This window comes from Mycolicibacterium duvalii (assembly GCF_010726645.1).
Lineage (GTDB): Bacteria > Actinomycetota > Actinomycetes > Mycobacteriales > Mycobacteriaceae > Mycobacterium > Mycobacterium duvalii.
The window spans coordinates 3,217,655-3,242,151 of record NZ_AP022563.1; the positions used below are offsets into that span (position 1 = coordinate 3,217,655).

The following is a 24,497-nucleotide window of genomic DNA, read 5'->3' on the forward strand; positions in this document are numbered from 1 at the left end:
ATGACCCTTGACACCGAGTCACAGATGCGTCCTGTGCTGCGGCCGTTGCCGGACGCCGAGATCCTCTCGTTCCTGTACCTGGAGGCGCGGTTGGCCGACGAGGGCCGCTACTCGGAGTGGGAGGCGCTCTGGGCTGACGACGACACGGTCGTGTACCGCGTGCCCATGCATCCCGACGACGACCCGCGGACCTCGCTGGCCTACATCAACGACAATCGGCGGCGAATCAAGAGTCGGGTGGCTCAGTTGAACACGGGTAACCGGCACTCTCAGACCCCGCCGTCGGTGATGCGGCGCGTGGTCTCCAACAGCGAAGTGGTCGAGGACATTGACGGTCTGGTCACCATCGAGTCCAACTTCGCGTTGTTCGAATACCGTATCCGGCAACGCTTCTGGGCCGGTCGGGTGAGCCACACCATTTGTCGGACGGCGGAGGGCCCGCGACTCGTCCGCAAGATCGTGAACCTGATTGACGCGGGCGGTCCGGTCGACACCCTGGCATTCCTGATCTGATGCTCATCGGAGACATCGCCACCAACAACGCACGTCGCTACCCGGACAAGCGCGCCCTCGTCGACGCCGACCGGGTGCACACCTGGACCCAGGTCGACGAACGAGCTCGGCGCCTGGCCGGCTACCTGGCCGGACAGGGGCTGGAACCCGGAGACCGGGTGATGGTCATCGCCCGCAACTGCATCGAATGGCCCGAGATCTCGTTCGGGTTGGCCAAGGCCGGACTGATCGCTGTGCCGGTGAACATCCGGCTCGCGCCCGACGAGGTCGCTCACGTCCGCGACGACTGCGGTGCCCGTGCGGTGATCGTGCACGCCGACCACCTGGACAAGTTCACCGGCGAACTGGCCAACCTACCTGTAGTCCTCACCATCGGCCCGGAATACGAAACCGCCTTGTGGGCAACCGATCCCGAGCCACCGCGCCTCGATGTCAACCCCGACGACGTCGCGGTGATCCTTTACACCAGCGGCACCACCGGTCGCGCCAAGGGTGTGATGCACACCCACCGCAGTCTGCTGTATCAGGCGGCCGACACCAATTTGGTGACCGAGGCCAACCGGTCGGACGTCATGCTGGCGACCACCCCGTTCTTCACGGCCGGGGGGATGGTGCGCACGGTGTCGTGGCTTTACCTCGGCCAGACGATGGTCATCCATCAACGGTTCGACCCGCAGGCGGTGATCGACGAGATCGAACGCAGCGCAATCACCTTCACCACGTTCATCCCCACGATGCTGCACCGAACGCTGGCAATCCTCGAGAACGGCCCACCGCGGGACATGTCGAGCCTGCGGCGGATCTCGTACGGCTCGGCACCAGTGCCGCCAGGCCTGGCCCGCAAGGCCATGGACCTGCTCGGCTGCGATCTGCAGCAGCGGTACGGGCTCACCGAATGTGGCGGGCAGGCCACGATTCTCACGCCGCAGGATCACCGCGACATCGTCGCGGGCCGGACGTCGATCGGTACGTCCTGCGGTCGAGAGACCCCGATGTGCGCGATCCGCGTCATCAACCCCGACGGGAGCGACGCCCCGATCGGCGAGGTCGGCGAACTCGTCATCGTCAGCCCGGCCAACGCCGTCGGCTATTGGAAACTGCCCGAGCAGACGGCCGAGACCTTCCGGCCGGATGGTCTCCGCACCGGCGACCTGGGCTTCCTCGACGCCGACGGCTATCTCCACATCACCGGCCGGCGCACCGACCTCATCATCTCCGGTGGCTTCAACGTCTACCCCGCCGAGATCGAGCGGGTCATCGCACAGCACTCGGGTGTTGACATGGTCGCCGTCGTCGGCGTGCCCGATGCGGACTGGGGCGAGACGCCGGTGGCGGCGGTGATACCCAAGGCCGCCGTCAACGACAACGACGCATTGGCCGCCGAACTGGCCGTACTGTGCCGCGCCGAGTTGGCCGGATACAAGCAACCCCGCCGGTTCGTGTTCTGGCGCGAGTTCCCGCTGGGTCCAGCGGGCAAGATCCTCAAGCGCGAGATAGCTAACCAGGTAAACCAGGTAGGCGATGCGGATGCGAAGATTTCGGTACCGACCGGATCCACCGAGGGGCGCCCGTGACCGAACAGACCGACCTTGCCACCATCGAATTCAGTGTCGCCGACCATGTAGCCACCATTGCGCTGAACAGGCCCGAACGGATGAACAGCTTCACCGAACAGATGGCGGAGGAGCTGGCCGCGGTGTGGGCCAGGGTCCGGGACGACGACGACATCCACGTTGCCGTGTTGCAAGCCAACGGCGACCGGGCCTTCTGCACCGGCCTCGACGTGTCCGAGGGCACGTGGTGGACGCACAAGACGATCTTCAATCAGGAAGACCCCGGCGAGGTGCTCGGCCCGAAGGCGCACCGGGTGTGGAAGCCGGTGATCGCGGCCCTGCACGGCATCGTCGCGGGCGGGGCGATGTACTTCGTCAACGAGTGCGACTTCTCCATCTGCAGCGAGACCGCCACGTTCTTCGACCCGCATGCCAACGCGGGCATCGTCTCAGCACTCGAGCCCATGGGCATGCTGGCCCTCGGTGTGCCCTACGGCGAGGTCATGCGCTGGGCTCTGCTGGGCAGCGAGGAGCGGATGTCCGCGCACACGGCGCTGCGGATCGGACTGGTCACCGAGGTGGTGCCCGATGATCAGTTGCGCTCCCGGGCTGCGGAACTGGCGGCGGAGATCGCCGCGCGACGCCCCGCGGGTATCCAAGGCACAGTCCGCGCGATGTGGGAGGCTCGCGACCTGACGCCCACTGTCGCGGCGCGACACGGGAAGTTCTACACCGATCTGGGTAACGCCGGTGCCGGTCGCACGGATTCTCGCGCCAACAAGAAGAAGCCGCGCACTCGATGAGGAGCACGCCATGACCGACACTACAACTGAGCGGCTGGTCGAGTTCGACTTGCTGATCGGCGGCGAAACAGTCACTGCTGCTTCCGGTTCCACGTACGACAGCGTCGACCCGTTCACCGGGCGCCCCTGGGCGCGGGTGCCCGACGGCGGTGCCGACGACGTCGACCGCGCGGTGGCCGCCGCCCGCGCCGCACTGGACGGCCCGTGGGGCGAGCTCACCGCGACCGCGCGTGGCAAGCTGCTGTGGCGGCTCGGCGAGGTCATCGCGCGCGAGGCGGAGCACCTGGCCGAGTTGGAGGTCCGCGACGGGGGCAAGCTGACCCGCGAGATGGTCGGCCAGATGAAGGCGCTACCGGACTACTACTTCTACTACGCCGGGCTGGCGGACAAGCTGCAGGGCGAGGTCGTGCCGGTCGACAAGCCGAACTTCCTGGTCTACACCCGCCACGAGCCGGTAGGCGTCGTCGGCGCGATCACCCCGTGGAACTCGCCGCTACTGCTGTTGACGTGGAAGCTCGCCGCAGGCCTGGCCGCCGGATGCACATTCGTGGTCAAGCCGAGTGACCACACGCCCACGTCGACCCTCGCGTTCGCAAAACTGTTCGCCGAGGCCGGCTTTCCGCCGGGCGTGATCAACGTCGTCACCGGCTGGGGTCCCGAGACCGGCGCCGCCCTGGCGTCGCATCCCGGCATCGATAAGGTCGCCTTCACCGGGTCCACCGCCACCGGCATCCACGTCGGCAAGGCCGCGATCGAGCACATGGCCCGCTTCACGTTGGAACTGGGCGGCAAGTCGGCGCAGGTGGTGTTCGACGATGCCGACCTCGACGCGGCAGCCAACGGCGTCATCGCGGGCGTCTTCGCCGCCACCGGCCAGACCTGCCTGGCAGGCTCCCGCTTGCTCGTTCACGAGAGCGTCGCCGATGCGCTGGTCGAGAAGATCGTCGCGCGTGCAGCCACCATCAAGCTGGGAGACCCGAAGGATCCGGCGACCGAGATGGGCCCGGTGTCCAACCAGCCGCAGTACGAGAAGGTGCTGTCGCACTTCGCCTCTGCCCGCGCAGAGGGCGCGACGGTAGCCTACGGCGGCGAAGCCGCCAGCGAGCTCGGCGGCTTCTTCGTGAAGCCCACGGTGCTGACCGGCGTCGATCGCTCGATGCGCGCCGTCGCCGAAGAGGTCTTCGGGCCCGTGCTCACGGTGATGACCTTCGCCGACGAGGACGAGGCCATCGCCACCGCGAACGACACAGAGTTCGGATTGGCCGCAGGCGTGTGGACCAAAGACATTCACCGCGCGCACAGGGTGGCCGCCAAACTACGGGCAGGCACCGTATGGATCAACGCCTACCGCGTTGTCGCACCTCACGTTCCGTTCGGTGGCATTGGCTACAGCGGTATCGGCCGGGAGAACGGCATCGACGCCGTGAAGGACTTCACCGAGACCAAGGCGGTGTGGGTGGAGCTCTCCGGAGCCACCCGCGATCCGTTCACGCTCGGCTGATTCCAATACAAGGGAGATAAGATGACAGTCGACACCGACGCCGCTAACGCGGTGCTCAACGGACTGCGCCCGTTTCCGGTCGCGGTCACCACGATCGACGGCGGCTTCGCCAACGGCCTCATGTCGTTGTCGGCGGGCTCGGCCAGCATCGTGCCCGAGCTGCCCCGCGCCACCATCAGCCTGACGAAGTACAACAAGACCCACGACATGCTGGTGAACTCCGGCATCTTCGTCATGCACATGTTGTCGGCGGGTCCCGATGAGATCGACGCATCGATGGACATCATGATGACCCTCGGCGGCAGCTCCGGCCGCGACGGCGACAAGATCGCCAAGCTCCGCACCAAGCCCGGCGTCACCGGCGCCCCAATCCTGCTTGACGCCCACAGCTACGTGGAGTGCCGGATCACCGGATCGCTGGACAACGACGAGAACACGATCTTCGTCGGCGACGTCGTCGCCGCGGAGGTCTTCAGCTCCGCGCAGCGGCTGCGCATCGGCGAGGCGTGGGGCAAGTTGCCGCATGAGTGGATCGAACAGTACGAGGCGAACCACGAGCCGCAGCTGAAGAGCGCACGGGACCTGCGGGCGGCCGCCGCAGCACAGGCCTGATGTCCGAAGACTCCACCGGCGCTTGGGAGTTGCCGGAGGAACTGGTGATGCTGCGCGACACCGTGCGGCGGTTCATGGACTTGCACGTCCATCCGGCTGAGGAGCAGCTCGATCACGACACCGTCGGGTTGCCGCGCGAGCAGCTCGTCGAGTTGCAGGCCAAGGCCAGGGCACTCGGGCTGTGGGCGCTGCAGACACCAGTCGAGTACGGCGGCGCAGGCCTCAGCGTGCTCGGCCAGGTGGTGGTCGCCGAGGAAGCGGCGAAATGCCGAATGGGGGCGTTCTTCCCCGCACTCGGTGCCTTCGGGGGCAACCCGCCCAATATCATGTTCAAGGCATCACCCGAGCAGTTCGAGAAGTACGCCAAACCGATTGTCGACGGCACCATGTCCAAGGCGTACACGGCCATCACCGAGGCCTCCGGAGGATCCGATCCCGCGCGGGCGATCACGCTCAAGGCCGTCCGCGACGGTGACGGTTACGTGCTCAACGGCTCCAAGATGTGGATATCTCATGCTCCCCATGCCGACTGGGGCGTGGTCTACGCCCGTACCGGCGAGGGGCGCCAGGGCATTTCAGCCTTCATTCTCGAGAAGGACACGCCTGGTGTCACGATCAGCCGCATTCCGGTGATGGCGTCGTTCGCGCCCTACGAATTGCACTTCGACAACGTACGGCTCGACGCCGCCCAGTTGATCGGCGCCGAGGGGCAGGGTTTTGCGCTGGCCAGCGACTTCCTCGTGCACGGGCGCATCGTCTACGCGGCTGGTCCGATCGGCATCGCGCAGGCTGCGTTGGACATGACCTGCCAGTGGGCGCGGGACCGAGACGTGTTCGGCGGACGACTGGCCGACAAACAGGGCGTCCAGTGGATGCTCGTCGACAGCGAGGTCGAACTACGCGCCGCGCGACTGCTGATGTACCAGGCGGCCTGGAATGCCGACCTGGGCCGCAACGTCCGGGTCGACGCATCGGTGGCCAAGATGTACGGCACCGAGGCCGCCTATCGAGTGCTCGACCGTTGCATCCAGATTCACGGCGCGCTGGGCATCTCCACCGAACTGCCACTGGAGCGATGGTTCCGCGATCTGAGGGTCAAGCGGCTCGGCGAGGGTGCCACGGAAGTCCAGCGCGAAGTCGTCGCCCGGTCACTCTTGAGATAGTTATACAGTTATCTGGTTCCGGGTTACAGAGGAGTCATGTGCGCTACAACCTGATGTTCCCGATGCGGGCAGTCAAGCACTGGAATCGTTGGTGCGAAGGTGCGTCCTTGGGCGATGTCGCACGCCTGGCAGAGGATGCCGGCTTCGACGCCTTCTCGATGTCCGAGCACCCCTATCCCGACCGGGAGTGGCTGGCGAACGGCGGCCATCACGCTTTCGACCCGTTCGTGTCGCTGAGCTTCGCCGCGGCCGCAACCACCCGGATCCGGTTGATGACCTACATCCTGGTGTCCGGCTACCGCAGCCCGTACCTCACAGCCAAGGCGGCCGCGAGCTTCGACCTGCTCTCGGGCGGCCGTTTCACGCTGGGCACCGGAGCCGGGTATCTGAAGGCCGAATTCGGCGCGCTGGGAGCCGATTTCGACCGCCGCGGCACTCTTCTCGACGAGGCGATCGCCGCCTGGAAGGCGACGTGGGCCGGTGTCGACCACGTCGGTCCGGAGTTCGGCGTCAGCGGTCATGTGGCCCTGCCGCCGCCCCTGACCGACGGCGGCCCGCCGATCTGGATCGGCGGGAACGGTGCCGCCGCACAGCGCCGCGTCGTCGAGGTCGCCGACGGCTGGATGCCGATGGCGGCGTCCGGCGAAATGGCCGCCATCACGCGCGCGAGGCCGCTCGAGGACATGGAGACGCTGGCCGACTGGATCGCGACCGTCAACAAGCGGCGCGGTGAGCTCGGCCGCGAGGCCGCCGACGTCGCGTTCGTGCCCTTCGAAGCCGACCTGCTCGCCAGCGGCGACTGCACCGCTTTCTGCGAGGCCCTGCGACCGCGGCTGGACGCATACGCCGAAGCCGGCGTCACGTGGATCACCATCGAGCCGGCCAGCAGAAGCTTCAGCGACTTCCGCACCGACATCGACCTGCTGGCGTCCCAGCTGGTCTACCGCTGAAACGGAGGCCAGCATGGCCCTGCCTGACCTCGTCCTCGTCCACGGCGGCGAACACGCCGGTGACTGCTGGGACCTTGTTATCGACGAATTACACCGTCAGACACCGGAACTGCGCGTCCTCGCAGTGGATCTCCCCGGCCGCGGCCGCACGCCGGGAGACCTCGCGACCGCGACGATCGGTGAATGGGTGGATTCGGTGGTGGCCGACATCGACCGCGAGAAGCTCGGCGACATCGTGATCGTCGGCCACTCGATGGCCGGCGTGACCGTGCCGGGCGTCGTCGCGAAACTCGGTGCTGCACGGGTGCGGGAGATGGTGCTGGTCAGCGCGTTCGTCCCCAGACAAGGGGAGGCCATCGTGGATACGTTGGGCGGACCCTTGGCGATCTTCGCGCGATGGGCTGCCCGAGGCGGCCGACCGTTCAAGGTGCCCCGCGCTGCCGCGCAATACGCGTTCTGCAACGGCATGACGAAGGAGCAGCGTCGGCTGACCCTCTCAAAGCTGTATCGCGAATCCGCCCGCATCCCGGCCCAACCGGTGGATCGCAGCGATTTTCCCGAGGACGTGCCGAGAACCTGGGTACTGACCACGCGGGACAGGGCCCTCTCGAAGAAGTCACAGCAGGCGAGCATCGCAGCGCTCGGCGGGGTGCAGGACGTCATTCCCATCGACGCCTGCCACGACGTGATGTTCAGCCACCCGGAAAAATTGGCGCATATCCTCCTCGAGCGATGCCGACAGAGGCAGTGAGGGCCACGTGACCGAGACCAGCTTCTTCGTCAAGGACGGCAACAGTTACGTGCCAACCTCTTTGGGGCGAGGTCCATGGGGTCCCTCACTCTCAGGCAACTACATCGGCGGGTTACTCGGCCGTGCGGTCGAACGAGAAGTCGACGACGTCGAGCTTCAACCGGCGCGGTTGACGGTTGACCTGCTCAGGCCGGTGGCCCTGCAACCGGTGCAGATGCAGACAACGGTTGTGCGGGACGGCCGACGCCTCCGACTGGTGGACGCGTTCATGACGCAGAACGACGTCCTGGTGGCACGGGCGAGCGGACTGTTCCTTCGCCGCAGCGAGCACACCGAGGACACGGTGTGGACGACCCCGGTCGCGATGCCCGCGATCCCAGCCGAACACGACCAAGTCGCCGGCGGGCTACCCATGCTGCTCCAGTCGTACGGACGCGATCCGGTCGCGGGCAGCCCCGGCGTCGGTGTCACCGAGTGGTGTCACGACGGACAGAAGTTCGCCTGGGCGCGGGAGACGAAACTGCTCGTGGACGACGAGCCGCTGTCTCCTTTCACTCGCGCCGTCATGGCCGCAGACATCACCAGTTCGCTGACGCATTGGGGTACTGCGGGGTTGCAGTTCATCAACGCCGACTACACCGTGACGCTCAGTCGGCTGCCCGAAGGCGTCTGGATCGGACTCGCGGCGGTGACGCACTACGGCGATGCCGGGGTGGCCACCGGTGTAGCCACGCTGTTCGACGAAACGGGGCCCATCGGCAGCGGGGTGGCAACGGCGTTGGTGAATCCGGGCTTCACACCACCGGCGTCCAGGGCAGCGACGTGACAGCGCCGGCCATCGAGCAGCGCGACGAGGGCAAGGTCCGCACGCTGACGTTGAATCGGCCGGATCGGCTCAACGCCTTCACCGCATCGTCCTACCAACTGCTCGCATCGATGCTCGATGACGCGGCCGCGGCCGATGACGTCGCCGTCGTCCTGCTGACGGGGGCGGGCCGGGCGTTCTGCAGCGGCGTCGACCTGAGCGCGTTGTCCGACGCGGAAGACAGACCGGCCGAGTTCGGTGATGCGTTCGACACACTGCTCGAGAATCTGCTTGCGTTGCCGAAGCCGCTGGTTGCCGCGGTCCACGGTGTCGCAGTCGGCATCGGCTTCACCTTGCTGCTGCATTGCGACGTGGTGCTCGTCGCCGACGACACACGGTTGCGCGCACCGTTCACCCAGCTCGGCACCGCACCGGAAGCCGGAAGCAGTTGGCTACTCCCCCAGGTGGTCGGAGCGCAGCGCGCCGCGGAGCTCATTCTCACGTCCCGATGGCTCGAGGCAGGCGAGGCCGTGGACTGGGGGTTGGCCGCGGAGTCCTGTTCGCCAGACACCCTGCACCAGAGGGCGAGTGAGCTAGCACACGAGATCGCCGCGCACGCGCCCGCGGCGACCAGGGCGGCCAAGCGCCTGCTCCTGCACGACCGCACCGAATCCGTTCGCGCCGCGCTACGACGCGAACGCGGCGCGGCCACCGAACTTCTGCAGTTGCTCGGTCCGATCGCTCGGAAGAACGGCCCGTCGACCACGATGTAGCCGATGGGCACGGGCGCGACCTACACGGCCCCTACGATCGTCCCGTGACCAAACCGCTGGACGGCATCAAGGTTCTGGACTTCTCCGAACATGGGTCGTGTCCTCGGCTGCAGCCGCGCTGGCGGATTTCGGAGCCGAGGTGATCAAGATCGAACGGTCCACCACCGCGATCCGATGCGGACCATCATCGCTGGCGGCATGGTGGCCAGTCGCGAGGGCTACGACTACCTCTTCGAGTTCTGCAACCGCAACAAGCGAGGTATCTGCCTGGGCGTCGAAATCGCCCGTGGGCGCGAGGTTTTCAAAAGGTTGGTGCGCTGGGCGGAGGTCTACGTCACCAACCAGTTGCCACCGGTTCGGCGCAAGTTGCGCACCGAGCCTGCCGACCTGATGGCGATTGATTCGAGGCTGGTCTACGCCAGAGGCCACGGGCAAGGCCAACGATGGGTTCCTGGCGAGCGGAATCTGCGCGGCCGGGCTTCAGTGGACTCGAAGGCCTCGTTCGCGTGATCGCGATCTGAGCCGTTGCCAACTCGGCGATCCGTCGTCGCTCAGGTAATGGCACCTTCGATCTTCAGATCGATGAGGTCGTGGTCTTCCATGCCGAGTTCCCGCAGCACCTCATCGGTGTGCTCGGCGAACAAGGGTGCCCGGCTGAGTTCGGCGAACGCGTCGTCGAACTTCACCGGATTGGCAACCAGCCGTTGCCTATTGCCCTGCGCGTCTTCGACGGTTGCTATCCGCCCGTTGGCGAGCATCGACTCGTCGTTGGCTACCTCCCAGGCGTCCTGCACCGGCGCCCACTGACCGCCGAGCAGATCCAACAACCTCGTGCAGTCGTCGAAGGTGCGCGCGCCGATCGCGTCGGCCAGTAGAGCGGTGGCCTCATCGGCGTTGGCAGCCAAGGACTCCGACGTCTCGAACCGCTCGTCGTCGGCCGCCTTCCGCAGGCCCAACAACCGGCACAGCGGAGCCCAGTAGCGGGTGGGCTGCAGCATGGACAACTGGATGAACCGGCCGTCGGAGCATCGGTAGGCGCCGGTCAGTGGGTTGCCCAGCGCTTGAGTACGGTGGTCGATCTTGGGCAGCGGACAGCCGTACAACATGGCCAGGTTCACGTTGGACTGATTAGCCCACGCCCCCACCGCCAGAAGCGATACGTCGACAACCGAGGTCTCGCCCGTCGCCTGCCTCCCGTACAGCGCCGCTGCCACCGCACCCGCGATGGTGATGCCGCCGATGTTGTCGCCGAACGCGCCCGCGGGCATGCCCACCGGGACCTCGGACTCGGCCGCTGTGACACCGTCGGCGTTACCTGCGCGTGCCCAGAACGCCGTGGAATCGTATGCGCCGTTGTCGCGATCGGGCCCCTCGCTCCCGAACCCGCTACCCGCGACGTAGATGATCGACGGATTGATCCGACGGATCTCGTCGAGATCGATTCGCAGTTTCGCGCGCGCTTGTGGTAGGTGGTTGGTCAGAAACACGTCGCTGCGCCGGACGAGTTCCTCGAACACCGGACGCGATTGATTGAGCGCCAAGGACAATCCGACGCTGCGCTTACCGCGGTTGGGCGCCTCCACCGTCGGCGAGAACGAAACGCCGGGGGCGGTGGCGGAGCGGCCTGCGACCGTGACCAGTCCCCGCTGCGCATCCCCGGTCACCGGGTTCTCGACCTTTATGACGTCCGCACCCCAGTCGGCGAGCACCGCGCCCGCGGAAGGCACGAACGTGAACTGCGCGACCTCCAGCACCCGCACGCCGGTCATCGGTTTACGCATCTACCCACATCCGTCCCCCACGCGGTCCGGTAGCTCCCAGACCTCGATCAAGTCGCAAGGCCTACATAGATTACTAGGTAAGCAATGTCACGCATTCGTGTTTCTGCGCAACCCTCTCGCCGACAGGCGGCTCACCTCAGACCACATAATTGAGTTTTTGTGGTCTGTGGCAGAGATTAAGAGCTAATGTGTTCCGAGTCAAGGTTGTTCATCGAGGGGGTTTGCGAAGATGGCAGGCGTGTCAACGCGCGCGAGTGCGGGCCGAGTCGCGTCCTGGGGCGCCGATGCGCCGGTTGGCGAGGAGCAGGCCAGGGAGCGACTGCTGGATGCGGCGGAGGCCTGTTTTGTCGACTTCGGGCCCGGCCGCACCCGGATGAGCGACATCGCCAAGCGGGCCGGCGTGCATCGTCGAACGGTGTACGACTACTTCCCCACGAAGGACGCGCTCGTGGCCGCATCCTTCGTGCGGGCGATCGACGCAGTGCTCGAGGCTTCAGAATCCTGTTGGCAGACGGATGAACCTTTTCTGGATCAACTGTGCAATGCGATGTTGATCGGATTGCGGGACGCACGGAACTCGCCCACGATGTCGCTACTGATCGGTGCCGACGACCTCGGACGAACGTTTCGGGCCGCCGAGGGCTCCGAAGTCTGGAGCGACCGTCTCGCGAAGGCACTCGGCGGCCGCCTCCAAGCAGCCATCGCGGCGGGTGAGGTCCGCGATGATCTCACTGCCGAGACCATGGCCCACTGGGTGACCCGCATTGCATTCAGCCTCGCCGCCGAACCCGGCAGAAGCGAGGACGGAGGCGACGCCGGCCTGATTCGAGCATTCGTCCCCGCCTGCCTCGCACCGCGACGAATCGGGACGCCCGTAGACAGGGCGAACAGTCCGACCTGAAGTAGACGCGATTGTCAGAAACGCATCTCACTGACCGTCTCGACTCACATCAGCGGACACCCAAAGCTGACTATTGTCCGGATGTAAGGACGCAGAAGACAATGCCTGAAAGTGACACACGTGCCAGAATCGGCGGTGACAGACATCGACGAGCAGCCGACTCGGCTGTAGGGGCGCCACATGAGTACGGATCTGACCGAAGAAGAGACGTCAGAGATGCACCACTGATGATCGTCGGAGAGGGCACCAACGAGATTCAGCGCAACGTCATCGCGGCCCAACTGGTCGCCCGCGGCGGCATCTGAAACGCGATAGGAGACGCGCCGTGGCATACGTGATCACTCAGAACTGTTGCAAGGATGCCAGTTGCGTGCCGGTGTGCCCGGTCGACTGCATTCGTCCGGTTGGCGCCGCCGGTCAATTCACCGGCGCCGAAATGCTCTACATCGATCCGGAGGCGTGCATCGACTGCGGTGCCTGCCTGGAGGAATGCCCGGTCGACGCGATCCACTACGATGAGGACCTGCCGCCGGAACTCGAACGCTTCCGCGACATCAACGCGGCATACTTCGAGCGTCACCCCTTGGAACCCAGTGCACCTGCGAAGCCCCGCCGTGGCGACCAGGTCCGGCCGGGGACTCTCCGGGTCGCGATCGTCGGCGCCGGGCCTGCCGCGTGCTACGCCGCGACCGCTCTGATGGAGGTCGACGGTGTCGAGGTCGATCTCTTCGAGCGGCTCCCCACGCCCTTCGGCTTGATCCGTGCGGGCGTGGCCCCTGACCACCAACACACCAAGGCGGTCGCCCAGGTCTTCGAGCACGCCCTGGGAAACAAGCGCTTACGCTGTCACCTCAACGTGGAGGTCGGCGCCGACGTGACTCATGACGATCTGCTCGCTCACCACCACGCGGTCGTCTACGCGGTCGGCGCTTCCCGCAGCCGGGATCTCGGCATTCCCGGCGAGGACTTGCCGGGAAACCACTCCGCGGTGGACTTCGTCGGGTGGTACAACGGCCATCCGGACCACGCGCATCACGAGTTCGACCTGTCCGGCGAGCGAGCGGTCATCATCGGTAACGGCAACGTCGCGCTCGACGCAGCCAGGGTGCTGCTCCTGGACCACACGCAGCTCGCGAAGACCGATATCGCAGCACATGCGCTGGATGCGCTGTCGCACAGTCAGATCCGCGAGGTGGTCATCCTCGGGCGGCGCGGACCCCGTGATGCCGCGTTCTCCGCCGGTGAGTTCCTCGCCCTCGGCCATCTGTCCGGGGTGGACGTGGTGATCACCGACGACGAGCTGACGGCGAGCTCGACCGACGACGTCGAGACCGAACTCAAACTTCGACTCGCCCGCGAGTACGCCGACAAGCCGACCACGCCCGAGAACAAGCGCATCGTCTTCCGCTTCCTGGCCTCGCCCTCGGAGGTCGTCGGTTCCGACCGCGCCGAAAGCCTGCGCATCGTGTCCAACAGCGTCGATGAGACAGGCGCATTGGTGACCGGCGATCCCTCCAACGGCACCGAACTGATCGAGACCTCTCTGATCCTGCGGTCCATCGGATATCACGGATCGCCGATCGACGGATTGCCTTACGACGCAACCAAGGGCGTCACGCCGAACGATCACGGTAGGGTCATCGACGACGACGGTCAGCCCTTGACCGGGGTGTACGTGACGGGATGGATCAAGCGGGGTCCGCGGGGCGTCATCGGCACCAACCGCACATGTGCAGAAGAGACTGTGGCTGCACTCCTCGACGACTACGCAGCCGACCATCTCTCGCGACGTGTCGCCGATCGCAACGCCGTACTCCAATTGCTCGCCGAACGCGGGTCGAGCCCCATAGCCTGGAGCGGTTGGAAGGCCATCGACGCGGCCGAGCGGCGGCGTGGGGCCGAGCAGTCACGGCCACGGGTGAAGTTCGTCGACGTCGCCGAGCTGGTCGCCAGTGCAAGGGCTTGAGGTCGACCTCCTGCGGAATGCCGGACCGTTGGCTCGGGTCATATTCAAGCCATTGAACACGTTGTAGGTCATCGCATAATTCGGCACCTACTTACTCCGATCAGTCGGCGACCCCGCTGCCCCTCGTCGCCGAGCGCCTGAGGTCCCAAAGACTGATGTCGAACTCGTTCTCTACCGAGCGAACGACGGTGTCGCACTGATCACCGTCAACGACCCGGACCGGAGAAACGCGGTCACCGACGCCATGTCGGCGCAGTTGCGCTCGGCGGTGGAACGCGCCGAGGCCGACGAGACCGTCCACGCCGTCGTCGTCACCGGCGCGGGCAAGGCCTTCTGTGCCGGTGCCGACCTCAGCGCGCTCGGCGAAGCAGCAGAGGAGGGACTGCCGGAGCTCTACGACGGATTCATGGCTCTCGCCAACTGCTCCCTGCCCACCATTGCGGCGGTCAACGGGGCCGCGGTCGGGGCCAGGCTCAACCTTGCGCTGGCCGCTGACGTCGAACTCGGCTCGCGTTGTGTTGCCCTCCTCCAACAGTTTTCGGCGATCCTGTTGATCGCGATGACGTGTCCGTTGAAGCGGGTGGCGTATTCGCATAGATGCCGACGGTGGTCGCCGTATCCGAATGCGAAGTGGCGCGACCCATCCCACGTGACTTCGTAGTCGTGCGGCTTGTTCTGCTGGGGACGGAGCACCCCCAGGCGGAGGCGAGATCGCTCGAACGCCGCGTCGGTGAGCGTGCCGCGAAAGTTCCGGCGGTCTGCTCCGGAACGGTGGTCATAACGGACTCCCCGTCGAGTTGGTGCGGATCGCATCGGCGAGCACTCCCGGCGCATCGAGCATGACGAACGCCGAGCAGTCCGGGATCTCGATCAGAGTGGCGTTCGGGAATGCCTCGCGCAGGCGCGCGGCGTGGGCGAGCGGGAAGAGGTCGTCATCGGTACCCCACGGCAGGGTGACGGGCTTCTCGAAGGCCTCGATCGCCGGTGCGGCACGGAGCGTCAGCGCCGGATCCAGCGATGCGGTGACCGTGACGGCGTCGCGGCGGGCGGCCGCGCTAGTGGCGAATGCTCCGAACACCTCACGCTGGCGGTCCTTCGCTGGCGGGGTGTGGCAGACGACCTTGAGGAAGAAGGCCCGTCCCGGTCCAGTGGCCAACAGTCGCACGACTGCTCCGCCCAGTGCAGAACTGAACCGGCACAGCTTCACGATCTGCGCGAACGATCCCGGCGGAAAGTGTTCGTAGCTATCGCAATTGGTCAACACCAGTCGAGCGATGCGGGACGTGTCCAGGGTGGTGTCGCCTAGCGCGGCCAGCACGAGGCCGCCGCCGGTGTCGTTGGCGACGAGGGTGACGTCAGTCAGGTCGAGCGCCTCCATGAAGTGTACGATGCGGCGGGCAGCCGCCTCGGCTCCGAGGTCGGCGCCGGCGGTCGACGTGCTGTGCGCACCCAGCGGCCACGTCGGGGTGATGCAGCGAAACCCGTCACCGAGCTCGGCCACGACGTCGTTCCACACCGCGCCCGTCACGTAGACGCCGTGCACGAACAGGACAGTCGGCCCGCTCCCGGTATCCGCATACTCGACGTCCAGTCCATCGACATGCGCTCGCTCTATGGTCATTCCCGCTCCCGTCTCTCAGCGCCCGTGGAATTCCGGTGGTCGCGGCTCCCGGAAGGCGCGAACGCCCTCCCGGAGGTCGGCAGTGTCGATGAGAGCGAGCCGGTCATAGTCCGAGGTCGCGGCCGATGATGTCCTTCATGATCTCGGTCGTACCGCCGAAGATCGTCATGATCCGGTTGTCCATGTAGTCGCGTGCGACCCGGTACTCCGTCATGTAGCCGTAGCCGCCGTGCAACTGCACGCAGCCGTCGATGACTTTCTTAGCCGTCTCGGTGCACCACCATTTGGCCTTCGACGCCTCGACCGCGGTCAAGTCACCGTCGACGACGGCCTGCAGGCACCGGTCGATGTACTGCTCCCCGATCTCGAGTTCGGTGTCCATCTCGGCCAACAGGAATCGGTTGTGCTGGAAGCTGCCGATCGGCTGCCCGAAGGCCCTCCGGTCCTTGGCGTACTGCAGCGTCTGGCGCCAGGTTTCACGGGCTCCCGCGATGGCCGAGATGGCGATCGACAGCCGCTCGGACGGCAGGTTGTGCATCAGGTGATAGAAGCCGCGCCCCTCCTTGCCGAGCAGATTGGCCGACGGCACCCGGACATTGTCGAAGTGCAGTTCCGCGGTGTCCTGGTAATGCAGACCCATCTTCTCGAGCTTGCGGCCGCGGGTGAAGCCCTCCATGCCGTCCTCGACCACCAGCAGAGTGAAGCCCTTGTGCCCCGCCTCGGGGTCGGTGCGGCACACCGTGACGACCAGGTCGCAGTTGATGCCGGAGGAGATGAACGTCTTGGAACCGTTGACGATCCAGTCGTCTCCGTCGCGCACCGCGGAGGTGCGGATGCCCGCCAGGTCGCTGCCGGCTCCGGGTTCTGTCATGGCGACGGCAACGATCAGTTCGCCGCTTATGATGCCGGGGAGCCAGCGCTTCTTCTGCTCGTCGTTGCTCAACGACGAGAAGTACGGGCCGACTACATCGTTCTGCAGGCTCAGCGCAGGCGCCGGTCCACCGTAGCGGGCGATCTCCTCGTCGATGACGGCATTGAACCTGAAGTCGTCGACGCCACCACCGCCGTACTCTTCGGGCATGTTGAACCCGATCAATCCGTACTTGCCCGCGGCAACCCACGCCGACCGGTCCACCAGCCGGTCAGCTTCCCACCGCTCGGCGTTGGGCACTAGCTCCTGCTCGATGAACTGTTGAACCGTATCGCGGAAGACCTCGTGGTCGGCTTCCAGGACCAATCGCTTCATGGTGGGCTCACTCTCCATACAGTCGGCGAAGTTCCGCGCCGACCTTGCTCGACGCACGCGAAACCACCTGCGCCCCGCGCCTTCTGAGTTCGGCATCGGGCATTGGGAGCACAACGGCGCCCGTAGTCTTGGACGGTAACAGCACCTGTGCGGTGCCGCGCGTAGTGGTCTCGTCGCGCTGACTGATAGCCGAGACGTCGATCGAAACGACGTCGTCAGCGGTGTCGCCCTTGGCGGTGACCTTACCGGTGCATCGGTGCACGTCTCCGTGGTAGTTGAACCCGCGCATCTGCAGGTCCATCTCGGCCAGCCAGCCGTCGTCACCGATCCAGTTCGTCAGCAGTTGGCTCACCCACGCCGCTTCCTCGGCCAGCTTCACCGCGTGGCTACGGCCCTGACCGCGGGCGCCGCCGGTGACCAGAACCACTTTGTTTTGTAGTCGTCCCATATCTAGCGTGCCGTCCATACTGGTCGACGTTTCTCGGCGAAGGCCCGCGGACCTTCCTTGGCGTCTTCGGATTTGAGCAACTCCGTGAACTCACGCGTGGTGCGCTCCCATTTGGGTTCCTCATCGGCGATGATTCCGCCGTCGGCACCATAGGCGAGTCGTTTGCTGGCCTGAACCGACAGTGGTGCGTTGACCGTGATGCGCTCGGCGAGCGCGATTGCCGCCTCGACCACCGCGCCATCCGGTACAACCTCGTTGATCAGGCCCCACCGAAGAGCGTCTGCCGCGGCCATCGGCTCCCCGGTGAACACCAATTCCAGTGCCACCTTGCGCGGCAACTGCTCGACGATCCGGAACACGCCGCCGGCCCCGGCGATCAGCCCGCGCTTGACCTCGGGCAGGCCGAATGACGCGCTCTCGCAGGCGACGACAAGATCGCTGGCCAGCGCAAGTTCGGAGCCGCCACCCAGCGCCGTGCCGTTCACCGCAGCGATGGTGGGTTTGTCGACGAAGTGGTGTACGTAACCGGCGAAACCCCATTCCGGGTGTTCGTCGTGAAAAAGGTTCTCGCCACGGGAGATCGCTTTGAGGTCGGCGCCCGCGCAGAATGACTTGTCACCTGCCCCGGTGATCACCACCGCCCACACGTCGGGGTCGGCCTGCGCGGCCGACAGCGCGTCACCAACCGCCGTGCTCACCGCGCCGTTGACGGCATTGCGGGCCTCGGGCCGGTTGATGGTGATCAGTGCGACGTTTCCACGCCGCTCTACCAGTGCCGCTGGGCTCGCCACGTCGGTGGCAGATTCGTTCATCAAGGCTCCTTTGAATTGGATGGTTGCGTGTAAAGGTCTTCAACCACCGTCCGTTGTCCACAGCGGCGGTCGCCCGACTGCCGAGCGCGGCGTGGGGGCCGACGGCACGCAGTGCGAGCGCATGCAGGTGCTGCTCGAACTCCGACTTCACCAGGCGGTTCACCGACGCTACCCCGCCTGGATCCTGGCCGCGCAGCACGGCGGCGAGCGCGCGGGCACTGTTGGCGGCGATGGTCCGCACCCCGGACTCCAGGCGCGCGACGTCCTGCCGGACGAGCGAGTCGTCGGCCAACCCGCGCGACACCACCAGGTTGATCACCCGGTCCGACCTCGCGCGGCCACCCCGGTGCCGCCAAGTGCTGGTCGACAAGTTCGGCGTGCCAAGCCCGCGCCGCGGCGATACGGTCCGGCTTCTCCCCAGACCGGGCAACCTGATCCTGCATCGACGAAAGTCGGCGAGTAACGATTCCAGCCGGGGACGCCAATCAGCGGACTGCATCACACCTCACAAAGTCAACCTGGTTAACCATGTCGATGGCGCAGAGTCACATAGCCGCTTGGCAAGCCCGTCGGTCAGTCCTCTTCGAGAGTGAGCGCAAGCTCCGGGCAGGCAGCGACTCCGTCGCGGGTGGCCTCCTCGTCCTCGGGGCGAACGTCATGCGCTTCTAGGATCGAGTAGCCCGAGTCGTCGATCGGGAACAAGTCCGGGTCGACTGCATAGCACTGAGCGTGACCCACGCACTTCGACCGTTCGAGACGAACCTTCACGAGACCTCCTCTGCTCGACCGCGAGGGCGTGCGGCCTGGTCCACTGAGACAGCATAAGACTAAAGGATTAACTAATTAACTCAATCCGGGGGCTGACCGGGTTCGACATCTGGCAAGCTTCCCAACATGACAGGGGTCAGCGGTGTCGATGCCGAGCCACCACTCGGCCGAGACAGTGTCGTAGCGCTCGACGGTGGTTCGCCGCTGAGCCGTCAGGCACTGGGCAACAAGGGTTTCGGCATCAATCTGATGCGATCCGCCGGGCTAGCCGTTCCGCCGGCCTTCTGCCTCACCACCGAGCTGTGCGCGCAGTGGCTGGATGGAGCCGAGGACGTGCTGGACAGGGTGTGGCCCGACGTGCTCCAGAGCCTGCGGTGGCTGGAGCGGCAGACGTCGCGTACCTTCGGCCACGGCCCACGGCCGCTGCTGCTCAGCGTGCGATCCGGTGCGAGTCAATCTATGCCGGGCATGCTCGACACGGTGCTCGACCTCGGCATCAACGACGCCGTCCACGAAGCCCTCACAACCCACGTGTCGGCGGGGTTCGCCGCCGACACCCGGGCCCGTTTCGAGGCGATGTACCGCCGAATCGTGCTCGCAGACACATCCGCAGCCGTACCCACCGATCCGCTGCTGCAGCTCCGATTGGCCATCGAGGCAGTGTTCCGCTCGTGGACCAGCCCGCGGGCGCAGGCCTACCGCGCCCATCACGGGCTCGACGCCGCCGGGGGCACGGCGGTGGTGGTGCAAGCGATGGTGTTCGGGAATCTGCACCACGACTCGGGAACCGGGGTGCTGTTCAGCCGCAACCCTGCGACCGGAGCGGACGAACCGATGGGCGAATGGTTGCCAGGTGCGCAAGGCGAGGATGTGGTCTCGGGAACCTTCGATTGCCTGCCGCTGAGCGCGTTGCGGACCGCTCAGCCCCGTGTATTCGACGAATTGATGGCCGCAGCCGCCGAGCTCGAACGCCTCGGCCGCGATGTGCAGGATATCGAGTTCACCATCGAAGAGGGCCGGCTGTGGCTGTTGCAGACGCGCACCGCCAAGCGCTCCCCGCAGGCAGCCGTCCGACTAGCGCTGAAGTTTCGTGAGGCCGGGCTGATCGACGATGCCGAGGTCCTGCGCCGGGTCACGCCCGACCACGTGCGGGCGCTGCTGTCTCCGTCCATTCAGCCCGAAACCCGGCTCACGGCAACGCTTTTGACCACCGGTCTGCCCGCCAGTCCCGGAGTCGCCTCGGGCACGGCGTACCACGACGTCGACGCCGCCCTCGACGCAGCCGACCGCGACGAGGACGTGATCCTCGTCCGAACCTCCACCAGCCCCGATGACATCGCCGGGATGATCTCAGCCCGCGCGGTCGTGACCGAGATCGGCGGCGCCACCTCCCACGCTGCAGTGGTCAGCCGCGAGCTCGGCCTGCCCGCCGTTGTGGGCTGCGGCGCCGGAGTCGTTGCGGCACTTGACGGCCGAAAGATCACCGTAGACGGCGCCGCGGGGAAGGTCTACGACGGTGAGATCGAGTTGACGGCGTGGTCGGAGCAAGACAGCCCCGACCTGATCGAGCTGGCAGCGATCGCCCATCGGCTCAGCCCGATACGGGTCCACGCCACGGGAGCACACCCAGTGCTCGCCGACGTGTCGGAGGCTACAGTGCGCGACGCGGTGTCAGCCGGTCTGACCGACGTCGTCTGCGACACGCCCCTGATCGCCACACTCACCGCAGTGCGACTCTCCGAGAGGTCCGAGGATGGATGAACTGACCTTATTGCAGGCGATACGGCTGAAGGGCCGGGTGCGTCCTACCGACCTGGCCGCGACGCTGAACGAGGACGAGGCGTCCGTCGATGCGGCCATCACGGAGCTCGCCGACGCGGGACTGATCTCAGACGGCAGGTCGGTCCGACTGTCGCCGGACGGCCGGACGCGCCTTGGCGAGCTGCTGGCCGAGGAACGCCGCGGGATCGACGGGGAGTCGTTCGGCCAGGCTTACGACCAGTTCCGTCCGATAAACCGTGAATTCAAGGCGCTGGTCTCCGAATGGCAACTCCGCGACGGCGAACCCAACGACCACTCCGATGCCGACTACGACGCCGCGGTGCTGGGCCGGCTCGACTCCGTCCACGCAGCCGTCGTGCCCATCCTCGCCGCAGCCTCACTCCAGCTACCGCGGCTCCACGCCTACTCCGACAAGCTGTCCGCGGCGCTGCAGAAGGTCCAGACCGGAGACACCACCTGGTTCACCCGGCCGATCGTCGACTCGTATCACACGGTGTGGTTCGAACTGCACGAAGAGCTCATCTGCGCGGCGGGACTGACCCGCGAGGACGAGGCCACGTCGGGCCACGCCGAGTAGGTCTCGCCAACGTCACGATCCAGGCGCAGCTTCCACGCCATCTTGCGCGCCGTAACCAATGCCCACGCGCCGAGGAGTCCGATCAACGCAGCGTCCTGCCAATGATGCATTCCGGCCATCAACGCGCTGCCGGCCGCGCAAAGCATGAAGATGCCTTGCGCGGCCCGGCGCACTATGACGGTGCTGCTCATCCCCTGCCGCCCCAGGTTTCCGTTACACAGATGCCAGCGACGGCTTTTCCGCACCCACCCGTGGGAAGTTCAGCATCCGACGAGCGTTCTCCTCAACGATGAGCGAGCACTCGTCGTCGGGCACCTCGGCGAGCACCTCAGCAGCCCGCTTGCGTGAGTTCGGCCAGTTCGAATCGCTATGGGGGAAATCGATTTCCAGTGTGATTCGATCGATGCCGATGGCGTGGCGATTCTTCAGGCCATGCTCGTCGTCGATGAAGCAACCCCAGAAGTGCTTGCGGAACAGGTCCGACGGGCGGGTATCGAAATCGATGTTCTGGTAGTAGCGGTGTCGCTCCCAGACGTAGTCCGACCGCTCGAGGATGTAGGGCACCCAGCCGATGCCGCCTTCCGCCAGCGAGATCTGCAGTTCGGGGAACTGCTGGAGCTTGCCGGAGAACAGCAAGTCCACGGTGCTCCACATCAAGTTGGATGAGAACAGGGTGATCGCCACGGCGAACGGCGCGTCGGGCAATGCCTTCGCCATATTGGGGTCGGGCTTCAACGACGAGAACGAGAAACCCGGGACGTAAGACCCCGACCCGAAGTGCAACGAGACCGGCATCTTCGCATCAGAGCAGACCTGCCACAGCCCGTCCCAGTGATCCGAGTGGAACGACGGAAGACCCAGGGGCAATGGGCTGTCCGGGAACGAGACGGTGCGCGCACCCTTCGCGGCCACCCGCTCGGCCTCGGCCACGCAGGCATCGATGTCCCACGTCGGCAGGATGGCCAGCGGTATGTAACGGTCGGGCGCGGTGGCGCACCACTCGTCGATGTAGAAGTCGTTCCACGCCTTGACGCACAACAGCGCGAGTTCCTTGTCCTTGGCACGCTGGAACGTCCCGCCGCCGAAGCCCGGGAACGACGGGAAACACAGGGCCGCCTGTACGCCGTCGAGATCCATGTCGGCAACCCTCGCGACGGGGTCGTAGCAGCCGGGAATCATGTCCTCGTACCGGACGGGATCCATGCCCCACTCCTCCGGCGGCTTGCCCGCAACCGCATTGAGCCCAATCGTCGGGAAGATCTGCCCGTCATAGCTCCACAGGTGCTTGCCGTCCATCTCCACGATGCGGGGGCCGGCTTCGCGCCACTTCTCGGGTAACCGGTCCTGCCATACCCGGGGATGTTCGACCAGGTGGTCGTCGACGGAAACGATCTGATGGTGATCCTGAAGCGGCATGATGCACTCCCTCGCGTCTGACGTTTCGTCTCGTTTTCTGACAGTTCATCTCACAGGCTATATGATGGAGACCACATCAGTCCAGAGGTTGAGAGGTACGACATGAACTCCTCAAACCGACCCGTCGACGACGGAGCCCGGGAAAAGGTCGACGAAGACGACCACGACCTGCTGACCTTCGGCGAGGCTGGCGAACGGCTCCGGCTCGAAGTCGCTGCGGCAGTGCGCGAGGTCGGCCGCCTGCGACAAGACGGGCCGAGCGAACAACTCGAGAGGGCCGAAGCCCGCCTCGACGCATTGCGGTCAGCGGCTGTCCGCAACAGCGCACAACCCATCAACGACGCCAACTTCGAGAAGTTCTTCGGCTACCCCGGCAAGGCCAAGCGCAACCTGCCGGGGCCGTCAGCCACGTGACTGCGAGATCGGCGCAGGCCCACAGGGATACTTCTCCTGTGGGATCGACTCCGGACAAGACGCGTCGTCCCGGCTACGCCCCGGTCACGAATGTCGGGGTCGGGCGCCGCGGCATGCACACCCGAGACCGGATTCTCGCGTGCGCGGCGGACGTGTTCCTGACCCACGGGTTCCACAGCACGTCGCTCGACACCATCGCCAAGGCGGCGAATGCCTCCCGCGCCACCGTCTATCAGTACTTCGCAGGCAAGGAGGACATCTTCCGCGAGTTGAGCACATCGGCTGGGCGCGACATGCTCATCCACGGTGAACACCTCGGCGAACTCGGCCCGACAGTCGCCGGCGTCGAAGAGCTCCACCGGTGGTTGGCCGACTGGGCGGATATCTACGACACTCACGCGGCCGTGTTCGCGGAGTTTCCCGGCATCGGCACTGCGACTGGTCTCTCGGTCATCGACACGGGCGAGGTCGCCGAGCAGTACCGGCTCATGGTGACCGAGCGACTACGGCACGCGCCGCTGGATGGCTTGGACCTCCACGATGCCGCCGCTGTGTTGGGGCGCATCCCACACATGGTCAACCTCTATCGGCACCGCGCGATGTTTCCGCTACCCGACCGTTCGGTCGTGTCGTGGTCGCTGACCGTCGCCCTACAGCTGATGTTGTTCCCCGACACCCCTGCGGACATATTGCGCGCGGCCGCACCGCAGGTCGTGGCGTCCGCCGGCACGCCGTCCGCGGTCGTCGAGCCAACGGCCGCGATCACGCGGGTCGCGGCAGTCCTGCTGTCCCCGATCGCACAGGACGTGCTCTCGGTGAGCTCAGCGTTGTTCGCCGAACACGGTTACTACGCAGTCAGCATGGAGGAGATCGCTACGGCAACCGAGCTCAGCCGCGCCACGCTGTACCGCTATTTCAGCACGAAGGACCGGATCCTGGCCGAGCTGACTCGGCGCGCGGTGGCCGAGATCGAGGAGCATGCCGCCGCACTGCCTCAGATGGCCCAGAGTTCCCTACGTGATTGGATGCTGCGCTACGTCCGGTTCCACCGCAACTACCGCGGTGTCATTCGGGCGTGGCTCGACGGGACCGTGGCCGAACAGATGTCCGACGCCGACATCGATCACGGCATCGGCGCCATCCAGCGCGCGGTCGCTGCATTGCTCGACACCGTCGCACTACCGGTAGGGATCGAACCTCAAGTCGCGGTCGCGGTGTTCCTGGCGGTGCTGGGCCGGATGAACGAGCCGACGGCGGCCGCAGAAGCGGACAGCGACGAACGCGCCGCCGAACTCATGGTGAACCTACTGCGCCGCTCATTGCTGCGGGCGGCATGAGCGT

The 24,497-nt window shown here is 66.0% G+C and carries 23 protein-coding genes and 4 pseudogenes; 18 read left to right on the plus strand and 9 right to left on the minus strand.

What is annotated here, in order from left to right:
• The 11 genes from G6N31_RS15155 to G6N31_RS15205 all read left to right on the plus strand — a co-directional run bounded on the left by G6N31_RS15155 (nucleotide 1) and on the right by G6N31_RS15205 (nucleotide 9,934).
• Nucleotides 1–513, plus strand: coding sequence for an aromatic-ring-hydroxylating dioxygenase subunit beta (locus G6N31_RS15155; RefSeq protein ID WP_069412423.1), 513 nt, complete (start codon nucleotides 1–3; stop codon nucleotides 511–513).
• Nucleotides 513–2,087 carry a class I adenylate-forming enzyme family protein gene (locus G6N31_RS15160; protein WP_179964188.1) on the plus strand — a complete coding sequence of 525 codons (1,575 nt, stop codon included), beginning with the start codon at nucleotides 513–515 and terminating at the stop codon, nucleotides 2,085–2,087. Before G6N31_RS15155 ends, G6N31_RS15160 begins: the two co-directional genes overlap by 1 nt.
• Nucleotides 2,084–2,869 carry an enoyl-CoA hydratase/isomerase family protein gene (locus tag G6N31_RS15165; protein ID WP_098002340.1) on the plus strand — a complete coding sequence of 262 codons (786 nt, stop codon included), beginning with the start codon at nucleotides 2,084–2,086 and terminating at the stop codon, nucleotides 2,867–2,869. Before G6N31_RS15160 ends, G6N31_RS15165 begins: the two co-directional genes overlap by 4 nt.
• A 10-nt stretch (nucleotides 2,870–2,879) precedes the next feature.
• Entirely contained in the window at nucleotides 2,880–4,370 is a 1,491-nt protein-coding gene (locus tag G6N31_RS15170; protein ID WP_098002339.1) for an aldehyde dehydrogenase, read from the plus strand.
• Nucleotides 4,371–4,391: 21 nt separating this feature from the next.
• Nucleotides 4,392–4,982 carry a flavin reductase family protein gene (locus G6N31_RS15175; RefSeq protein ID WP_069412427.1) on the plus strand — a complete coding sequence of 197 codons (591 nt, stop codon included), beginning with the start codon at nucleotides 4,392–4,394 and terminating at the stop codon, nucleotides 4,980–4,982.
• Nucleotides 4,982–6,145, plus strand: coding sequence for an acyl-CoA dehydrogenase family protein (locus tag G6N31_RS15180; RefSeq protein ID WP_098002338.1), 1,164 nt, complete (start codon nucleotides 4,982–4,984; stop codon nucleotides 6,143–6,145). The genes G6N31_RS15175 and G6N31_RS15180 overlap by 1 nt, the downstream gene beginning before the upstream one ends.
• Before the next feature lie 53 nt (nucleotides 6,146–6,198).
• The gene (locus G6N31_RS15185) at nucleotides 6,199–7,095 is read left to right on the plus strand and encodes an LLM class F420-dependent oxidoreductase (protein ID WP_179964344.1); all 897 of its coding nucleotides are present in this window, start codon (nucleotides 6,199–6,201) and stop codon (nucleotides 7,093–7,095) included.
• Nucleotides 7,096–7,108: 13 nt separating this feature from the next.
• Complete coding sequence (locus tag G6N31_RS15190) at nucleotides 7,109–7,846, plus strand: alpha/beta fold hydrolase (RefSeq protein WP_069412429.1); 738 nt, start codon at nucleotides 7,109–7,111, stop codon at nucleotides 7,844–7,846.
• Nucleotides 7,847–7,853: 7 nt separating this feature from the next.
• Nucleotides 7,854–8,672, plus strand: a complete 819-nt coding sequence (locus tag G6N31_RS15195) for a thioesterase family protein (RefSeq protein WP_163722196.1) — start codon at nucleotides 7,854–7,856, stop codon at nucleotides 8,670–8,672.
• A complete protein-coding gene (locus G6N31_RS15200) occupies nucleotides 8,669–9,424 on the plus strand; it encodes an enoyl-CoA hydratase/isomerase family protein (protein WP_098002336.1) in 756 nt (251 codons plus the stop codon). Before G6N31_RS15195 ends, G6N31_RS15200 begins: the two co-directional genes overlap by 4 nt.
• 174 nt (nucleotides 9,425–9,598) lie before the next feature.
• Nucleotides 9,599–9,934 carry a CoA transferase gene (locus G6N31_RS15205; protein WP_197747136.1) on the plus strand — a complete coding sequence of 112 codons (336 nt, stop codon included), beginning with the start codon at nucleotides 9,599–9,601 and terminating at the stop codon, nucleotides 9,932–9,934.
• Between the two features lie 41 nt (nucleotides 9,935–9,975).
• Here G6N31_RS15205 and G6N31_RS15210 read toward each other — a convergent pair whose 3' ends face one another.
• Nucleotides 9,976–11,205 carry a CaiB/BaiF CoA transferase family protein gene (locus G6N31_RS15210; RefSeq protein ID WP_069412433.1) on the minus strand — a complete coding sequence of 410 codons (1,230 nt, stop codon included), beginning with the start codon at nucleotides 11,203–11,205 and terminating at the stop codon, nucleotides 9,976–9,978.
• 229 nt (nucleotides 11,206–11,434) lie between these two features.
• On the opposite strand from G6N31_RS15210, the gene G6N31_RS15215 reads away from it, so the two are divergent.
• The 3 genes and pseudogenes from G6N31_RS15215 to G6N31_RS15225 form a co-directional block, all read left to right on the plus strand.
• Entirely contained in the window at nucleotides 11,435–12,106 is a 672-nt protein-coding gene (locus G6N31_RS15215) for a TetR/AcrR family transcriptional regulator (protein ID WP_098002335.1), read from the plus strand.
• Between the two features lie 325 nt (nucleotides 12,107–12,431).
• On the plus strand, nucleotides 12,432–14,072 hold the full coding sequence (locus tag G6N31_RS15220; protein ID WP_098002334.1) for an FAD-dependent oxidoreductase: 1,641 nt from the start codon (nucleotides 12,432–12,434) through the stop codon (nucleotides 14,070–14,072).
• Nucleotides 14,073–14,268: 196 nt separating this feature from the next.
• A pseudogene (locus G6N31_RS15225) lies at nucleotides 14,269–14,577 on the plus strand (enoyl-CoA hydratase-related protein); the annotation flags it as partial.
• A 270-nt stretch (nucleotides 14,578–14,847) separates the two neighbouring features.
• Here G6N31_RS15225 and G6N31_RS15230 read toward each other — a convergent pair.
• From G6N31_RS15230 to G6N31_RS15255, 7 genes and pseudogenes are all read right to left on the minus strand, one after another.
• Nucleotides 14,848–15,663 (minus strand): alpha/beta fold hydrolase, encoded by an 816-nt coding sequence (locus tag G6N31_RS15230; protein ID WP_098002379.1) that lies wholly within the window; start codon nucleotides 15,661–15,663, stop codon nucleotides 14,848–14,850.
• A gap of 133 nt (nucleotides 15,664–15,796) precedes the next feature.
• The gene (locus G6N31_RS15235) at nucleotides 15,797–16,939 is read right to left on the minus strand and encodes an acyl-CoA dehydrogenase family protein (protein ID WP_098002378.1); all 1,143 of its coding nucleotides are present in this window, start codon (nucleotides 16,937–16,939) and stop codon (nucleotides 15,797–15,799) included.
• Nucleotides 16,940–16,946: 7 nt separating this feature from the next.
• Nucleotides 16,947–17,300: pseudogene (locus G6N31_RS27740) on the minus strand (hotdog family protein); the annotation flags it as partial.
• Nucleotides 17,295–17,387: pseudogene (locus G6N31_RS27205) on the minus strand (SDR family mycofactocin-dependent oxidoreductase); the annotation flags it as partial. The pseudogenes G6N31_RS27205 and G6N31_RS27740, both read right to left, overlap by 6 nt.
• 2 nt (nucleotides 17,388–17,389) lie before the next feature.
• The gene (locus tag G6N31_RS15245) at nucleotides 17,390–18,199 is read right to left on the minus strand and encodes a crotonase/enoyl-CoA hydratase family protein (protein WP_069412439.1); all 810 of its coding nucleotides are present in this window, start codon (nucleotides 18,197–18,199) and stop codon (nucleotides 17,390–17,392) included.
• A gap of 43 nt (nucleotides 18,200–18,242) precedes the next feature.
• Nucleotides 18,243–18,536, minus strand: a pseudogene (locus G6N31_RS27855) (acyl-CoA dehydrogenase family protein); the annotation flags it as partial.
• Between the two features lie 236 nt (nucleotides 18,537–18,772).
• Nucleotides 18,773–18,967 (minus strand): ferredoxin FdxE, encoded by a 195-nt coding sequence (locus G6N31_RS15255; protein WP_069412440.1) that lies wholly within the window; start codon nucleotides 18,965–18,967, stop codon nucleotides 18,773–18,775.
• Nucleotides 18,968–19,093: 126 nt separating this feature from the next.
• Here G6N31_RS15255 and G6N31_RS15260 point away from each other — a divergent pair, with 126 nt between their 5' ends.
• On the plus strand, nucleotides 19,094–20,728 hold the full coding sequence (locus tag G6N31_RS15260; RefSeq protein ID WP_098002333.1) for a pyruvate, phosphate dikinase: 1,635 nt from the start codon (nucleotides 19,094–19,096) through the stop codon (nucleotides 20,726–20,728).
• Nucleotides 20,721–21,326 carry a helix-turn-helix domain-containing protein gene (locus tag G6N31_RS15265; protein ID WP_069412442.1) on the plus strand — a complete coding sequence of 202 codons (606 nt, stop codon included), beginning with the start codon at nucleotides 20,721–20,723 and terminating at the stop codon, nucleotides 21,324–21,326. Before G6N31_RS15260 ends, G6N31_RS15265 begins: the two co-directional genes overlap by 8 nt.
• A gap of 213 nt (nucleotides 21,327–21,539) precedes the next feature.
• Here G6N31_RS15265 and G6N31_RS15270 read toward each other — a convergent pair whose 3' ends face one another.
• Nucleotides 21,540–22,742, minus strand: coding sequence for an amidohydrolase family protein (locus G6N31_RS15270; RefSeq protein ID WP_098002332.1), 1,203 nt, complete (start codon nucleotides 22,740–22,742; stop codon nucleotides 21,540–21,542).
• 102 nt (nucleotides 22,743–22,844) lie between these two features.
• Between G6N31_RS15270 and G6N31_RS15275 the strand changes: the two genes are divergently transcribed.
• Nucleotides 22,845–23,156: an acyl-CoA synthetase gene (locus G6N31_RS15275; RefSeq protein ID WP_098002331.1), complete on the plus strand. Its 312-nt coding sequence runs from the start codon at nucleotides 22,845–22,847 to the stop codon at nucleotides 23,154–23,156.
• A 38-nt stretch (nucleotides 23,157–23,194) separates the two neighbouring features.
• The gene (locus tag G6N31_RS15280; protein WP_098002330.1) at nucleotides 23,195–24,493 is read left to right on the plus strand and encodes a TetR/AcrR family transcriptional regulator; all 1,299 of its coding nucleotides are present in this window, start codon (nucleotides 23,195–23,197) and stop codon (nucleotides 24,491–24,493) included.
• Nucleotides 24,494–24,497: the final 4 nt, after the last annotated feature.

Coding starts and splice junctions, on each gene's coding strand:
- G6N31_RS15260 (WP_098002333.1), top strand. CDS start 19,094: ATGACAGGGGTCAGCGGTGTCGATGCCGAGCCACCACTCGGCCGAGAC.
- G6N31_RS15235 (WP_098002378.1), bottom strand. CDS start 16,939: ATGAAGCGATTGGTCCTGGAAGCCGACCACGAGGTCTTCCGCGATACG.
- G6N31_RS15170 (WP_098002339.1), top strand. CDS start 2,880: ATGACCGACACTACAACTGAGCGGCTGGTCGAGTTCGACTTGCTGATC.
- G6N31_RS15185 (WP_179964344.1), top strand. CDS start 6,199: ATGTTCCCGATGCGGGCAGTCAAGCACTGGAATCGTTGGTGCGAAGGT.
- G6N31_RS15190 (WP_069412429.1), top strand. CDS start 7,109: ATGGCCCTGCCTGACCTCGTCCTCGTCCACGGCGGCGAACACGCCGGT.
- G6N31_RS15205 (WP_197747136.1), top strand. CDS start 9,599: ATGCGGACCATCATCGCTGGCGGCATGGTGGCCAGTCGCGAGGGCTAC.
- G6N31_RS15180 (WP_098002338.1), top strand. CDS start 4,982: ATGTCCGAAGACTCCACCGGCGCTTGGGAGTTGCCGGAGGAACTGGTG.
- G6N31_RS15270 (WP_098002332.1), bottom strand. CDS start 22,742: ATGCCGCTTCAGGATCACCATCAGATCGTTTCCGTCGACGACCACCTG.
- G6N31_RS15175 (WP_069412427.1), top strand. CDS start 4,392: ATGACAGTCGACACCGACGCCGCTAACGCGGTGCTCAACGGACTGCGC.
- G6N31_RS15155 (WP_069412423.1), top strand. CDS start 1: ATGACCCTTGACACCGAGTCACAGATGCGTCCTGTGCTGCGGCCGTTG.
- G6N31_RS15275 (WP_098002331.1), top strand. CDS start 22,845: ATGAACTCCTCAAACCGACCCGTCGACGACGGAGCCCGGGAAAAGGTC.
- G6N31_RS15160 (WP_179964188.1), top strand. CDS start 513: ATGCTCATCGGAGACATCGCCACCAACAACGCACGTCGCTACCCGGAC.
- G6N31_RS15265 (WP_069412442.1), top strand. CDS start 20,721: ATGGATGAACTGACCTTATTGCAGGCGATACGGCTGAAGGGCCGGGTG.
- G6N31_RS15245 (WP_069412439.1), bottom strand. CDS start 18,199: ATGAACGAATCTGCCACCGACGTGGCGAGCCCAGCGGCACTGGTAGAG.
- G6N31_RS15210 (WP_069412433.1), bottom strand. CDS start 11,205: ATGCGTAAACCGATGACCGGCGTGCGGGTGCTGGAGGTCGCGCAGTTC.
- G6N31_RS15215 (WP_098002335.1), top strand. CDS start 11,435: ATGGCAGGCGTGTCAACGCGCGCGAGTGCGGGCCGAGTCGCGTCCTGG.